11 protein-coding genes and 2 pseudogenes are annotated in these 14805 nt (G+C 61.2%); 7 read left to right on the top strand and 6 right to left on the bottom strand.

Features of this window, described 5'->3' with window-relative positions; genetic code table 11:
- The first annotated feature begins 9 nt into the window (after positions 1–9).
- From PSH76_RS02020 to PSH76_RS01995, 7 genes and pseudogenes are all read left to right on the top strand, one after another.
- Complete coding sequence (locus PSH76_RS02020) at positions 10–288, top strand: twin-arginine translocase TatA/TatE family subunit (protein ID WP_003187877.1); 279 nt, start codon at positions 10–12, stop codon at positions 286–288.
- 10 nt (positions 289–298) lie between these two features.
- The gene (gene tatB, locus PSH76_RS02015; RefSeq protein ID WP_003187876.1) at positions 299–706 is read left to right on the top strand and encodes a Sec-independent protein translocase protein TatB; all 408 of its coding nucleotides are present in this window, start codon (positions 299–301) and stop codon (positions 704–706) included.
- Complete coding sequence (gene tatC, locus PSH76_RS02010) at positions 703–1494, top strand: twin-arginine translocase subunit TatC (protein WP_003187874.1); 792 nt, start codon at positions 703–705, stop codon at positions 1492–1494. Before tatB ends, tatC begins: the two co-directional genes overlap by 4 nt.
- Entirely contained in the window at positions 1491–2198 is a 708-nt protein-coding gene (locus PSH76_RS02005; protein ID WP_305493527.1) for a 16S rRNA (uracil(1498)-N(3))-methyltransferase, read from the top strand. The genes tatC and PSH76_RS02005 overlap by 4 nt, the downstream gene beginning before the upstream one ends.
- Positions 2199–2382: 184 nt before the next feature.
- A pseudogene (locus tag PSH76_RS30655) lies at positions 2383–3393 on the top strand (methyl-accepting chemotaxis protein); the annotation flags it as partial.
- A gap of 33 nt (positions 3394–3426) precedes the next feature.
- On the top strand, positions 3427–4299 hold the full coding sequence (locus tag PSH76_RS30650) for a methyl-accepting chemotaxis protein (RefSeq protein WP_370694792.1): 873 nt from the start codon (positions 3427–3429) through the stop codon (positions 4297–4299).
- Positions 4300–4434: 135 nt separating this feature from the next.
- Complete coding sequence (locus tag PSH76_RS01995; RefSeq protein ID WP_032893982.1) at positions 4435–6342, top strand: methyl-accepting chemotaxis protein; 1908 nt, start codon at positions 4435–4437, stop codon at positions 6340–6342.
- Positions 6343–6455: 113 nt separating this feature from the next.
- Here PSH76_RS01995 and PSH76_RS01990 read toward each other — a convergent pair whose 3' ends face one another.
- From PSH76_RS01990 to PSH76_RS01965, 6 genes and pseudogenes are all read right to left on the bottom strand, one after another.
- Positions 6456–7190 carry an amino acid ABC transporter ATP-binding protein gene (locus PSH76_RS01990; RefSeq protein WP_032893983.1) on the bottom strand — a complete coding sequence of 245 codons (735 nt, stop codon included), beginning with the start codon at positions 7188–7190 and terminating at the stop codon, positions 6456–6458.
- The gene (locus PSH76_RS01985; protein WP_032893984.1) at positions 7183–8142 is read right to left on the bottom strand and encodes an amino acid ABC transporter permease; all 960 of its coding nucleotides are present in this window, start codon (positions 8140–8142) and stop codon (positions 7183–7185) included. Before PSH76_RS01985 ends, PSH76_RS01990 begins: the two co-directional genes overlap by 8 nt.
- 146 nt (positions 8143–8288) lie before the next feature.
- A complete protein-coding gene (locus tag PSH76_RS01980; RefSeq protein ID WP_032893985.1) occupies positions 8289–9086 on the bottom strand; it encodes a transporter substrate-binding domain-containing protein in 798 nt (265 codons plus the stop codon).
- A 219-nt stretch (positions 9087–9305) separates the two neighbouring features.
- Positions 9306–10106, bottom strand: a complete 801-nt coding sequence (locus PSH76_RS01975) for a transporter substrate-binding domain-containing protein (protein ID WP_032893987.1) — start codon at positions 10104–10106, stop codon at positions 9306–9308.
- 179 nt (positions 10107–10285) lie between these two features.
- Positions 10286–12864, bottom strand: a pseudogene (gene mdoH, locus PSH76_RS01970) (glucans biosynthesis glucosyltransferase MdoH); the annotation flags it as partial.
- A complete protein-coding gene (locus tag PSH76_RS01965) occupies positions 12857–14593 on the bottom strand; it encodes a glucan biosynthesis protein G (RefSeq protein WP_032897635.1) in 1737 nt (578 codons plus the stop codon). The pseudogene mdoH and the gene PSH76_RS01965, both read right to left, overlap by 8 nt.
- Between the last annotated feature and the right edge of the window lie 212 nt (positions 14594–14805).

The following is a 14805-nucleotide window of genomic DNA, read 5'->3' as shown; positions in this document are numbered from 1 at the left end:
ATTTGAAGCATGGGCATTTTTGACTGGAAACACTGGATCGTCATTCTGGTGGTGGTGGTATTGGTGTTCGGTACCAAGAAACTCAAGAACCTGGGCACCGATGTGGGCGAGTCGATCAAGGGCTTTCGCAAAGCCATGAACGATGATGAAAAGCCAGCCGAGCCAAGCGCCAACCCGGTGCCACCGGCCCAGCCTGTTCACCCGCAGGCCACCCAGCCGATCACCGAGCGCCGTACCTTCGACGTGCAGGCTGAAAAGGTCCAAGAGCCGACCCGCAAAGACTCGTGAGCACTGACTAATGTTTGGTATCAGCTTCTCTGAACTGCTGCTCGTCGGCCTGGTGGCCTTGCTGGTACTGGGGCCGGAACGCCTGCCCGGTGCCGCACGCACCGCCGGCTTGTGGATCGGGCGCCTCAAGCGCAGTTTCAACGCGATCAAACAGGAAGTTGAACGGGAAATCGGTGCCGACGAAATCCGTCGGCAATTGCACAACGAACATATCCTTTCGTTGGAGCAGGAAGCCCGCAAGATTCTTTCCCCGGTGCAAGAGCCGGCCAAGCCGGTAACGCCGGTGGCCGAGCACAGCATCGCGCCAGCCCCTGTGGCCGACGCCGCACCGGCTGCGCCCGCCCCTACAACGCCTGCGCCGACGCCCGTTGCGTCGCCCGCGCCCCATGACCCTACATTGCCGCCGCGAGCCCCATGAGCGCTGATAAACCGGAAAACGACCAGCACATGCCGCTGGTCTCGCACCTCACCGAGCTGCGTACCCGCCTGCTGCGTTGCGTGGCGGCGATCTTCATCATCTTTGCCGGGCTGTTCGCCTTTACCCAGCAGATCTACACCTTCGTCTCGACGCCCCTGCGCCAGTACCTGCCGGCCGGCGCGACGATGATTGCCACCGATGTGTCGTCGCCGTTCCTGACGCCGCTGAAGCTGACCATGATGGTCTCGCTGTTCCTGGCGATCCCGGTGATCCTGCATCAGATCTGGGGCTTTATCGCGCCGGGCCTGTACAAGCACGAGAAGCGCATCGCCGTGCCATTGCTGGTGTCGAGCATCCTGCTGTTCTACACCGGCATGGCCTTCGCCTACTTCCTGGTGTTCCCGCTGATCTTCAAGTTCTTCGCCGCTGCCACCCCGGCTGGCGTGGAAATGATGACCGATATCACCAGCTACCTCGATTTCGTCATGACGCTGTTCTTCGCCTTTGGCGTGGCATTCGAAATCCCTGTGGCGGTGGTGTTGCTGGTGTGGATCGGCGTGGTCGACGTCAAGTACCTGAAGAAGATCCGCCCGTACGTGATCATCGGCTGCTTCGTGGTCGGCATGATCCTCACACCGCCGGACATCTTCTCCCAGACCTTGTTGGCGGTGCCGATGTGGATGCTGTTCGAAGTGGGCATCCTGTTCAGCGGCTTGATCAGCAAGCGTGGCGAACACCCGGATGACGCGCCTGTCGACGACGACCAGCCACCAGCGACCCAGCCGTGAACCTGCTGCTGCTCGAAGAGGCCGACTTTATCGCGGCCGACCGCGTGGTGCTGCGTGACCGGCGCCTGGTGCATATGCAGGAGGTTCACCGCGCCGCCGTCGGTGACACCCTGCGCGTGGGCCGCATTGGCGGGCTGATGGGCAATGCCCAACTGCTGCGCCTGGAAGCCGCCGAAGCCGAACTGCAAGTGAGCTTCGACCAACCGCCGCCGAGCAAACTGCCCGTGACCTTGCTGCTGGCCCTGCCCCGCCCGAAGATGCTGCGCCGGGTGCTGCAAACAGTGGCGGCCATGGGCGTGCCCAAGGTGGTGCTGGTCAACAGCTACCGGGTGGAAAAAAGCTTCTGGCAAACCCCGTTCCTGGAGCCTGAAGCGGTGCGCGAGCAACTGATCCTCGGCCTGGAACAAGCGCGGGACACGGTGCTGCCCGAGATCATTATCGAGAAACGCTTCAAGCCGTTTGTCGAAGATCGGCTGCCGGCCATGGCGGCTGGCACCCTGGGCCTGATCGGCCATCCGGGCGATTACCCGGCTTGCCCCCGAGCCCTGAAAGAACCGGTGACCCTGGCGATCGGCCCGGAAGGCGGCTGGATTCCCTATGAAGTGGACCTGCTGGCCAAGGCCGGTTTGCAGCCGGTGCAGTTGGGTGCACGTATTTTGCGCGTCGAAACCGCCGTAACCGCCCTGCTCGCCCGCCTGTTCTAACCCCCCGACTGATCGTTCCCACGCTCTGCGTGGGAATGAATGGCGTGACGCTCTGCGTCACAAGGGCGGACGCAGAGCGTCCTGAGCGGCATTCCCACGCAGAGCGTGGGAACGATCAAGTATCCCCGTGCGTTGCCGATAGCCTGTGAATAAGTCCAAGCCTTGTTCCAGGGGAGTTCGCAGCATGTATCGTTGGTTAGCCGAGAAACTGGGGAATGTAAGCGTCAACCGCAAGCTGAGCGTGGGCTTTGGCCTGGTGTTGCTCCTGACGCTGTTGATCACCTTTACCGGCTGGACCGGCCTGGGGGATGTGATCAGTCGCGGTGACAAGCTGGGCTTTATTTCCAGCCTCAATGGCCTGACCAAAGACCTGCGCCTGGCACGCCTGGACTTCGACATGCGCCGTGGCGAGCAAGGCACGGACAAGGTCGACGGCCTGCTCGCCCACCTCGACAGTGGCCTGAAGACCGCTGCCGAGCTGATCGAACAACCTGACGATAAAGCCCTGGTCGAGCAACAGCAGGAAGCCCTGAACCAATACAAAAAGGCCTTCGCCGCCATGGTCCAGGCGGGCCTCAAGCGTGAGGGCGCGCGCAGCAAACTCGGCGACACTGCCGACAATGCCGTCGCCAAGATCAACGAAATCGAAAAAGCCCTGCTGCAAGGTGACAGCGTTGCCCAGTTCAACAGCGTGGTCGAGCAGAGCAAGCTGATCCAGCAGTCGCGCTTCCAGGTACGCGGCTACACCTACAGCGGCAAGGTCGAAGCCGAGCAACCGGCCCTGGATGCCATCGACAACGCCCTGAAGAAAATCACTGAGCTGCAAGGCCAGTTGCCTGCGCAATACCAGGCCAACCTGCAAGAAGCCGGGGCATCACTGCAAGCCTACCGTGCCGCCGTCAGCCAGTATCGCGATTCCCAGGTCGCCAGCGCCGCAGCGCTGAAAACCATGATCGCCCAAGGCGACATCCTGCTGGGCCACAGTGAAAAACTCACCGTCTCCCAGACCGCCGTGCGTGACGCAGATGCCGCGCAGGCCAAATACCTGTTGCTGCTTGCCACCGTGCTGGCGCTGATCGTCGGCGTCTTCGCGGCCTGGGCCATTACCCGCCAGATCGTCATCCCGCTGAACCAGACCCTCAAAGTCGCCGAGCGCGTGGCCTCCGGCGACCTGAGCCACAACCTGGAATCGGGCCGCCAGGACGAACTGGGCCAATTGCAGCGCGCCATGCAAAGCATGACCGTGGGCCTGCGCGAGTTGATCGGCGGGATCAGCGACGGTGTCACCCAGATCGCCAGTGCCGCCGAACAGTTGTCGGCCGTGACCGAACAAACCAGCGCCGGGGTCAACAGCCAGAAGGTCGAGACCGACCAGGTGGCCACCGCCATGAACGAGATGGCCGCCACCGTGCAGGAAGTGGCGCGCAACGCCGAAGAGGCCTCGGAAGCCGCCGTGGCCGCCGACCAGCAAGCCCGTGAAGGCGACCAGGTGGTGGGTGAAGCCATCGCTCAGATCGAGCGCCTGGCCACCGAAGTGGGTAATTCCACAGTGGCCATGGGTGAGCTCAAGCGTGAAAGCGACAAGATCGGCAGCGTGCTCGACGTGATCAAATCCGTGGCCCAGCAAACCAACCTGCTGGCCCTTAACGCCGCCATCGAGGCCGCGCGTGCCGGTGAAGCCGGGCGAGGCTTCGCCGTGGTGGCCGACGAGGTGCGCAGCCTGGCCCAGCGCACGCAGAAGTCTACTGAAGAGATCGAAGAGCTGATCGTCGGCCTGCAAAGTGGTACCCAGCAGGTGGCAACCATCATGGACAACAGCCGCGGGCTGACCGAGAGCAGTGTTGAGCTGACGCGCCGCGCCGGTCACGCGCTGGGCAATATCACCCGCACAGTCTCGACCATCCAGGCGATGAACTCGCAGATCGCCACCGCCGCCGAGCAGCAAAGCGCCGTGGCTGAAGAGATCAACCGCAGCGTGTTGAATGTGCGCGATATCTCCGAGCAAACTTCGTCGGCCAGTGAAGAAACCGCGTCCTCCAGTGCCGAACTGGCGCGCCTGGGGATCTACCTGCAGACCTTGGTCGGGCGCTTCCGAGTCTGAATTACCCTACGCGGCGGCTTACCAAAGCCGCCGCATCTTGTGAAATTTCCTACGCAGTTATCAGCCCTCCACGGGCCCGAATCGAATTAGCGTTTCAGGTGTCGCCAAACGCTTTTTCTGATTCGGAGGTTCACCATGTTTCCTCGGCTGACCCGCGTGCTGGTCAATGCCAGCGTCCGCCTCAAGCTCGCCCTGGGTTTTGGCCAAGTGCTGATCCTCAGTTTCCTGATCGCCGCCACCGGCTGGCAAGCCTTGAACGCCGTGCTTTACCGATCCAACAGCCTGACGACCCTGGGGCAACTGGCGGTCGACGCCGAGGCCATGCGCGCCGACCGCATCGTGTACCGCACGCTGACAGACAGCGATAGCCTGGGCAAAATGGCCGCGAAAATCGAGCGGATCGACCAGCACCTGGCCGACCTTTCAAACCGCCTGAAAGAGCCAGCTGACCTGCAGCGACTTGAAGAAGCCAAGCGCCTTGCAAGCAACTTCAAGGCGGCACTGGCGCAACTGCCGCCCTTGATCGAACAGCGCGAGCGCATCCGCCCGGCGCTGAAAAAAATCGCTCTGCAAGCCAGCGATACCCTCGCCCAATTTGCCAGTGACCTGCCTGACCAGAACGACGAAAAGGCCCTCGATGCCATCGAGCAACTGCGCCAGGCCATGGAGCTGGCCGAAGATCGCGCCCAGAGCCCCGCCTGGGCCGCGCAATCGCTGGCTATGTATGCAGAGGCCATCGGCAAGGCGCTGGACGCTCTGGAGATCGCGCAGCTGGCCGTCACAGCACTGCCGGTGGACTCAGCACTGCTCAAGACCGACCTGGCTAACTATCGCGAGCAGTTGGTCAAGCTCAAGGAGGCCCAGATCAATGTGGAGACCGTGCAAAACCGCTTCGAACAGCAACTCAATGACCTGCGCGAAAACAGCAACCAGTTGAGCCAAAGCCAAAACACCAAGCGAAACGACGAGGCAGACCACACCCGTACATTGCTGATCAGCGTGACAGTGGCCGCCCTGGCACTCGGCGCGCTGGCCGCCTGGTGGATCGCCCGGCAGATTGCGGCGCCATTGCGGGAGATCCTTAGCGCCGCGCACCGCGTTGCCGAGGGCGACCTCAGCCATGACATGGCGGTCGACCGTCGTGACGAACTTGGCCAGTTGCAGCAAAGCATCGGGCAAATGACCCGCAGCCTGCGTAGCCTGATCAGCAGTATCGGCGACAGCGCCCGGCAGATCGCCGGGGCGGCCACGCAGTTATCCACCGTCACCGAGCAGACCCGCAGCGGTCTCAACGAGCAGAAAGACGAAACCGACCAGGTGGCGACGGCAATGAATGAAATGCTCGCCACTGCCCAGGAAGTGGCGCGCCATGCCGAACGCGCCTCGGTGGCAGCCAATGAAGCCGACCAGCAGGCCGGCGCCGGAGAACAAGTGGTCACCCAGGCCGTGGAGCAGATTGGCAACCTGGCCAGTGAAATGGCGCTGTCGGGACGCGCGATGCTCGCGTTGCAACAGGAGAGCCAGAAGATCGCCAGTGTGCTGGACGTGATCAAGTCCGTGTCTCAGCAGACCAACTTGCTGGCCCTGAACGCCGCCATTGAAGCGGCGCGTGCGGGCACTGCCGGCCAAGGCTTTGCGGTGGTCGCCGACGAAGTGCGCAGCCTCGCCCAACGCACTCAGGAATCGGCCGAGGAGATCGAAGGGCTGATCCTCGGCCTGCATAACGGCACCCAACAGGTGGCGGACATCATGGACAGCAGCCGCAGCCTGACCGACAACAGCGTCGCCCTGACCCGCGACGCCGGTGATGCCCTGATTGCCATTGCCCGCACGGTGACGATTATCCAGGAAATGAACCCGCAGATCGCCGCCGCAGCCGAACAGCAAAGCGCCGTGGCCGAGGAGATCAACCGCAGTGTGTTGAAGGTACGGGACGTGTCGGAACAGACCGCCGCCGCCAGCGAGGAAACCGCGGCGGCGAGTGTTCAGTTGACCAGGTTGAGCCTGGATTTGCAGACGCTGGTCGACAAATTCAAGCTCTGAAACACCACCCCTGTAGGAGCGAGCTTGCTCGCGAAAAACCCAAGGCCGCTGCGTTCATTCAGGGTGCGTGGCGTTATCGTTGACGTTTTTCGCGAGCAAGCTCGCTCCTACAGTCATAGGACCTGGCGCAGGAAGGCTTGGGCGCGGGGGTCTTTTGGCGCATTGAAGAACTCGGCCGGGGCGGCGTCTTCCAGCAATTTGCCGTGGTCGAAAAACAACACCCGGTCTGCCACTTCCCGGGCAAAGCCCATCTCGTGGGTGACACACACCATGGTCATGCCTTCCAGGGCCAGGGTCTTCATCACGTCCAGCACTTCACCGACCATTTCCGGGTCGAGGGCCGAGGTGGGCTCGTCAAACAGCATCACCTTGGGCTCCATCGCCAGGGCCCGGGCAATGGCGACACGCTGCTGCTGGCCGCCAGACAGGCGCGATGGAAACTCGTGGGCTTTTTGCGCGATACCGACCTTTTCCAGCAGCGCCAGGGCCTTGGCCTCGCGCTCTGGCTTGCCGCGCTTGCGCACGACCTTTTGCGCCAGGCACAGGTTTTCCAGCACGGTCATGTGGGGGAAGAGGTTGAAGTGCTGGAACACCATGCCGACTTCACGGCGGTAGGCATTCACATCGGTCTTGGGGTCGGCCAGTTGCAGGCCGTCGATGCTCACCGAACCCGAGTCGAACTCCTCCAAGCCGTTCAGGCAGCGCAGGAAAGTGGACTTGCCGGAGCCCGAAGGGCCGATAACCACCAGCACCTCGCCCTTGGCCACTTGAGTGGTGACGTGATCCACCGCGCGCACCACCTGCCCACGGGTATCGAAGACTTTTACCAGATCGCGCACTTCAATCACTTTGGGCGAGCCTCCGCTCAAGCCGGCTGGCCATCTTCGACAGCGGCAGGTTGATCAGCAGGTACAAGCCCGCCACACAGAACAGGATCTCAAACGGCGAGAACGAGGTGGTGATCACCTCGCGGCCGCTCTTGAGCAACTCGGTAATCGCGATCACCGACACCAGGGAGGTGTCCTTGACCAGGCTGATAAATTGCCCGGCCAGGGGCGGCAGCACGCGCTTGAACGCCTGCGGCAGTACCACGTGGCGCATCGACTGGCTGGCGCTCAAGCCCAGGGAGCGCGCCGCTTCGTCCTGGCCACGGGTGATGGACTGCACGCCAGCGCGCACGATTTCTGCCACGTAGGCACCGGTGAACAACGACAGCGCGGCGATCCCGGCGAACTCCCGGGACAGGTTGAGCACCGTGCCGATAAAGAAATAGAAAATGAAGATCTGCACCAGCAGCGGCGTACCGCGCACCAGCTCGACGTAGATCGTCGACAGGTCGCGCAATGTAGGGTTCTTCGACAGCCGGCACAGCCCGGTCGCCAAGCCAATCGCCAAGCCCAGGATGCCGGACACTACCGACAGCCACAATGTGGTCCACAAGCCCCACATCAACGGCCCCAGTGCCCATTGCCGGGTCACGCCGACCACGTCGCCTTCAGCCACATCGTCGCCGCGCGCCACTTGCAGGCTGTTATCGGCGACTGTGAGCTTTTGCTCGACTCCGGCGTCGTTGCGCAGGGTGACTTCGGCCGTATCGCCTTTGCGCACCAACTCGACCACGGTGGAAATATCCGCGGCGCGCTGGGAGGTCTCGGCTTGATAGGCGAAGTATTGGGGGACGCGGTTCCAGCGCCATTCGTAAGACATCAACGACGTGGCGTAGTACAAGGCACCCGCCAGGCCGACCAGCACGACCACCGTCAGCAGGTGCCAGGGCCATTGGGCTTTTTTCTGTTTCATTTCACTTTCCAGTTTTTTGTCGCCTGTCATGCCGCCTTCGCGAGCAAGCCCGCTCCCACATTTTGACCGCATTCTCATGTTGCAACTCGGTCAAACGTGGGAGCGGGCTTGCTCGCGAAGGGCGCGACGCGGTGTTCAGTCAGGCCTTATTCCATGTCCTTGAGCCACTCGGAGCTCTTGAACCACTTGTCATGGATGCGATCGTAGGTGCCGTCGTTACGGATCTGGTGCAGGAAGTTGTTGATGAAGTTGATGCTGTCGTAATCGCCTTTCTTCAAACCGAACGCCAGGGGTTCAAAGGTGAAGGGTTCGTCCAGGAACACCAGCTTGCCGTTACCGACTTTCTTCTCGGCCACCACGTTGTACGGTGCGTCGTAGACGAACGCGTCAGCCTTGCCGTTGACCACGTCGAGCACGCCTTCCTGCTCGTTGTCGTAGCCGTGGTACTTGGCTTTGGAGATCAACTTCTTGGCCACCATCTCACCAGTGGTGCCGAGCTTGGAGGTCAGGCGGTATTTCTCGTCGTTCAGGTCTTTGTAGGACTTGATGGTGCCTTCCAGTTCCTTGCGGATCAGCAGCGTCTGGCCGACCACGATGAAGGGTTCGCTGAAGTTCAGACGCAGGTTGCGTTCCTGGGTCAGGGTCATGCCGCTGCCAATCATGTCGAACTTGCCGGTCAGGAAGGCCGGGATGATGCCGTCGTAGCCGGTGGACACCAGCTCCAGCTTGACGCCCATGGACTTGGCCATGGCCTTGAGGATGTCGACTTCAAAACCGATGATTTCACCGCGTTTGTCGGTCATTTCGAACGGCATGTAAGTGGGGTCCATGCCGACTTTCAACGTGCCACGCTTGACCGCCTCATCAATGGCGCCGGCCTGTGCCACGGTGGCAGCGACCAGCGCGGTGACGCCAAGCATCAGCATCGAAAGATACTTTTTCATCATCAAGACCCCTGAACGATTCTTATAAGGTGGGCGCACGAGAGGGCTGCGCCATTTCGGGGAGCGATCCTAACCCACTCGTTGTCCGCCACAAAGGTTTCACCGGTAAATGTTATCGGTGTGTGTCGGAAAACACTGACAGCGGCGCGCAGAAGCGCAGGCGCAGACGCTTCAGCGCGGCCTCTCGATCAGGGGTTGATGTGTAAGCAGTTATGACGATCAGTCGATCTCGGCGATCCAGGCCGTGTCCCTTAACCACTTGTCATGCAGGCGATCGTAGGTGCCGTCCTGGGCGATCTGATTGAGAAAGTGGTTGATCCAATTGAGGCTGTCGTAATCACCTTTTTTCAGGCCAAACGCCAAGGGCTCAAAGGTGAAGGGTTGCTCCAGTGCCAACAAGGCACTGTTCTGTGGCCGACTCATCGCGATCAGGTTGTAGGGCGCATCATGGATAAAAGCGTCGGCCTTGCCTTCCACCACCTGCCGCACGCCCTCTTCCGGGTCAGCCACACTGCTGAGCCGAGCGGATACGAGAAAGCGCTGCGCAGCGGCTTCACCGGTGGTGCCTTGGGTGGTAACGACGCGGTAACTGGCGTCGTCCAGCTCTTCAATACTGGACACCTTCGCGCCCAGGCGCGGATGCAGCAGCACCGTCTGGCCCACCACGATAAACGAGTCACTGAAGTTGAGCTTGAGGTTGCGCTCTTGGGTGACCGTCATGCCGCTGCCAATCAGATCAAATTTGTTTGCCGTCAGCCCTGGCAGCAACTCCGTGTAGGGCACCGCCACCAACTCCAGCTCTACACCCAGCGCGCGACTCATGGCGTGGAGCAAGTCAATTTCAAAGCCGACGATGCGTCCCTGCCTATCGAGCATTTCGAACGGCACGTTGTTGGGGGTGGTGCCGACTTTAAGTACGCCACGGCGCACAGCGTTGTCCAGCGCGCCCGCGTAAAGCAGGCCTGCGTGTCCCCCCAGCAAAAAGCCCATCAGCAATGCCAAACAATACCTTTTGATCATGAATGCCCCCGTGGCGAGTCCAATGTGGGGGGCGATCCTAACCCAGCCGCAGGCACGGCAATACGCTTCGAACAAAGGTCTTTTGTTTCGAAATAACAAGGAGTTAGGAATAAAAAGGAAGGGGCTAAAAACGCTGTAGGACCAACGTTTGAAACACCCCCGAAGTGAGCCTTCGGGGGTGCCTGAATCAGGCCGGTTGGGCCTGGGGCGACTGTGGTTGCAGGGGCAGCAATGGCGCGTGCGGATCGGCCTTGATCGAGGCACGCCAAGCGCCGAGCCACTCGGCATGACCTTCGCTCCACACCTGCTCATGCAGGCGAGCCAAAGCCACCGGGTCGCTGAGCAGCGCCAAACGTTCGCTGTTGTTGAGGCCGGCCGGGCCGACTTTCAACGCGTGGCGAACACGCTCCATGCGCAGGTACTCGATGGGCTCTGCCTCACGGTGCCGCGAGGTCGCCAAGGCGCAGGCCAGGGCGTTCTGCTGCGGGTCGACCACCGAACGCACAAAGCCGTCATTGAGGGCGTGCCAACGGTTTTCGTGGGTGTACTGCTCGGTCGACAGCAGGGCTTGCGGCGGATTGTATTCCTCAGGGATCAGGAACAGGCTCTCGTCGCGGGACTTGAGGCCCAGCTTGACCCGGCTGGAAATCACCGACACCGGGATCGACAGCATCAGCGAACCGACGATCGGCACCAGCCACCACAGGAAGCTTGGGTTCAACCACACCACCAGCAGCGCCCATAAAAAGCCCAGCACGGTTTGCGGACCGTGGCGCTTGACCGCCTCGCTCCATGGCGTGGAGTCGTCGTCACGTTGTGGCGAGTTCCAAGTAGCGGCCCAGCCGAGGAACGCAGCGAGGACGAAACGGGTGTGGAAAATCATCCGCACCGGCGCCAGCAGCATGGAGAACAGCATCTCCAGCAGCATCGACAGGGTCACCTTGAACTTGCCACCGAACTCTTTGGCGCCTTTGGCCCAGATCAGGATGATGCTCAGCAGTTTAGGCAGGAACAACAGCACGATGGTGGTGGAGAACAGCGCCACCGCCTTGTCCGGGTGCCATTGTGGCCACAGCGGGTACAACTGGCGCGGAGCCATGAAGTACTGCGGCTCCATCAGCGTGTTCACCGCCAGCAACGCCGTGGACAGCACCAAAAAGAAGAACCACAACGGCGCCGACAGGTAGGACATCACGCCGGTGAGGAACACCGCACGGTGTACCGGGTGCATGCCTTTGACCAGGAACAGGCGGAAGTTCATCAGGTTACCGTGGCACCAGCGGCGGTCACGCTTGAGTTCATCCAGCAGGTTCGGCGGCAGTTCTTCGTAGCTGCCCGGCAGGTCGTAGGCAATCCACACGCCCCAGCCGGCACGGCGCATCAGCGCGGCTTCAACGAAGTCGTGGGAAAGGATCGCACCGGCAAACGCGCCCTTACCTGGCAACGGCGCCAGGGCGCAGTGCTCGATAAACGGCTTCATACGGATAATGGCGTTGTGGCCCCAGTAGTGGGACTCACCCAACTGCCAGAAGTGCAGGCCGGCAGTAAACAGCGGGCCGTACACGCGAGTGGCGAACTGCTGCATGCGCGCATACAGGGTGTCCATGCCCGACGCACGCGGCGCGGTCTGGATAATCCCGGCATCCGGCGTGGCTTCCATCAGGCGCACCAGGCTGGTCAGGCACTCGCCGCTCATCACGCTGTCGGCGTCGAGAACGACCATGTACTTGTAGTCACCGCCCCAACGACGGCAGAAGTCGTCGAGGTTGCCGCTCTTGCGCTTAACGCGGCGGCGACGACGACGATAGAAGATCTTGCCGAAACCACCCGCTTCGCGGCAGACGTCGAGCCAGGCTTGCTGTTCGGCGATGCAGATGTCGGCGTCGTTACTGTCGCTGAGCACGAAGAAGTCGAAGCGATCCAGGTCACCGGTCGCGGCCACCGATTCGAACGTTGCACGCAAGCCGGCGAATACACGCGGCACGTCTTCGTTGCAGATCGGCATCACCAGGGCGGTGCGCGCATCCTTGGGAATCGGCTCGTCGCCGGCACTTTTACCGGAGATACGGTACTTATCGTGACCAGTCAGCAGTTCCAAGAAGCCCATGAGCGCGGTCCAGAAACCGGCCGACACCCAGCAGAACAGAATCCCGAACATGATCAGGATGCTGGTTTGCAGCGCGTAAGGCAGTACCTGGGTAGCGGTTTGCAGCAGGGTCTGGTTGCGAATTTCGTCGAAGTCCACCAGCGACCAGCCCTGGTACGGCATGATGCCTTTCATGTACCAGCCGGCCACGATGGTCTGGCCTAGCATCAGCACCAACAGGATGTAACGACGGATCGAGCCCACGGTACGCCAGCGCGCAGCCGGCAGTACCCGCTCGTCTTTCGGTGGCTTGGGCGGGTTGGTGCGACCGGTCATCCGGCGCCAACCGCGCACCAGGATGTTGGTGCGCCAAGGCTCGGGCACCACTTTGGTCCGACGGATCGGCGGCGTGGCCTTCAGACACACGCGACCGCTGGCATCGAGCGCCAGCATTTCGGCGTCTTCCAGTTCTTCGGCGCTGTTGAGGGTCAAGCGGCGGCCAACCGACGCTTGGGCAGCGTCGGTGGGGGCGTCGAAGGTCTTGGACGACAAGCGCTCGTGCAACTCGCTGAAGGACGTGCAGCCCGCCAGCTCGGCGCGCTGCTCAGCCGTCATGGGTAGATGCGCCAGGTACTCGGACAGAGTCTCTGGCTTGACTTGAGAATTACTCATCGGCAGGCAACTGATAGCTCCAGGTTTCGGTCAGGACTTGCTCGGTCTTGATCGGCTCCGGTGTGGCTGGGGCAGCCTCAGGCTGTTTGGCTTCCTTGTCCTTGGCGTCTTTCTTGGCCTGTTTCTCATGCTGCTTGGCCACGACTTTGTCGGCCTTGAGCACATGGTTGGAAACCGACTCAGGCTCAGGCTGCACGATATCCTGCACTAGCGCCGCACGCATTTCGGTCGGCTTGCTTGCGTCCTTGATCTTCATACGCAGGGTCAGGCGCCAGCCTTTGGTGTGTTCGTTGTAACGCACGCTGTTTTCAACCAGTTCGGCGTTATCGCCCACGCTCACCTGGCTACGTACCGGCGCGTCCGGCAGCAGTTTCTTCAGGGACGGGCCCTCGAAGTCCACCAGGTAGGCCACGCTGCCGTCGGGCTGACGGATCAGGTTCGATTGCTTCACGTCACCGGTAGAACGCAGGGTCTGCTTGACCCAGGCACTGTCCGGCGAATGGAAAGCTGCGTCGTCCAATGTCCAGTGCAGGCGGTAGGCTACGTCCAGCGGCTTGCCGACTTCCGGCAGTTCGGCCGGGCTCCAGAAGGCCACGATGTTGTCGTTGGTTTCATCGGCGGTCGGGATCTCGACCAGGTCGACAGAGCCTTTGCCCCAGTCGCCTTCAGGTTCGATCCAGGCGCTTGGGCGCTTGTCGTAGTTGTCGTCCAGGTCTTCGTAGTGGCTGAAGTTGCGACCACGCTGCAACAGGCCGAACCCACGCGGGTTCTCGACGCTGAAGTTGCTGACAGACAGGTGTTTAGGGTTGTTCAGCGGGCGCCAGATCCACTCGCCATTGCCGGCGTGGATCGACAGGCCGCTGGAATCGTGGAGCTCGCGACGATAGTTGAGGACCTTGGACGGCTGGTTGGCGCCGAACAGGAACATCGAGGTCAACGGCGCAACGCCCAGCTTGCTGACCTTGTCACGCAGGAACATCTGGGATTTGACGTCCACCACGGTGTCGGTGCCAGGGCGCAGGATCAGGCGGTAGGCGCCAGTGGCGCGTGGCGAATCCAGCAGCGCAAAGATCACCAGGTGCTTGTCACCCGGCTTTGGACGCTCGATCCAGAACTCGGTGAAACGCGGGAATTCTTCGCCAGACGGCAATGCGGTGTCGATCGCCATGCCACGGGCAGACAGGCCATACACCTGGTCCTTGCCCACGACGCGGAAATAGCTGGCGCCGAGCATGGTCATGATTTCGTCTTGCTTGTCGGCCTTGTTGATCGGGAAAAGCACACGGAAACCGGCGTAACCCAGCTGTTCGGTGGCTTTAGGATCAAATTTCACATCGCCGAAATCGAAACGCGTCGGGTCGTACTTGATTTCATGCACGCTGTCGGCGGTGACTTCGTTGATTTTCACCGGGGTGTCGAAATGCATCCCCTGGTGATAGAAGGACAGCTTGAAGGGGGTGTTCTGATCGGCCCACTCGGCTTTTTCATTGCGGAAACGAATTTTCTGGTAGTCAGCGAATTTCATTTCGCGGAATTCGTTCGGCAAATTGCTGCGCGGAGCTTCGTATTTCTGCCCAGCCAGCTCTTTTGCCTTGGCCGACACATCATCCAGACTGAACGCCCACAGTTGACCCGCGCCGAACAGGCAAAACAGGGCGGAGCCCGTCACCAGTGCGTTTCGTAACCGTTTGGCAGACAATTTTGGTGCATTACAGGGACTAACAATCACGAGCAACCCTCGCCGAAAACAGATCAAAAAACCAACTGCCAGCTATCTATATGCCAGGTTGGCGAGCAATGTTCCGACTCCTCTGGGGCAAAATGATTCCCCACGCGGTTGTCGGACAAGGCTCTACCTAAGTCAAAAATGGACCAAACAACGCTGATCCCCGTAGCGCGCGATTATCTAGTAGCCCGCGAGACAACGCATCAGGGGCAGCG

The sequence above is a fragment of the Pseudomonas sp. FP215 genome (assembly GCF_030687795.1).
GTDB lineage: Bacteria > Pseudomonadota > Gammaproteobacteria > Pseudomonadales > Pseudomonadaceae > Aquipseudomonas > Aquipseudomonas salmasensis.
The sequence above is the reverse complement of the archived record's forward strand: the minus strand, read 5'-3'. Positions and strand labels throughout refer to the sequence as shown.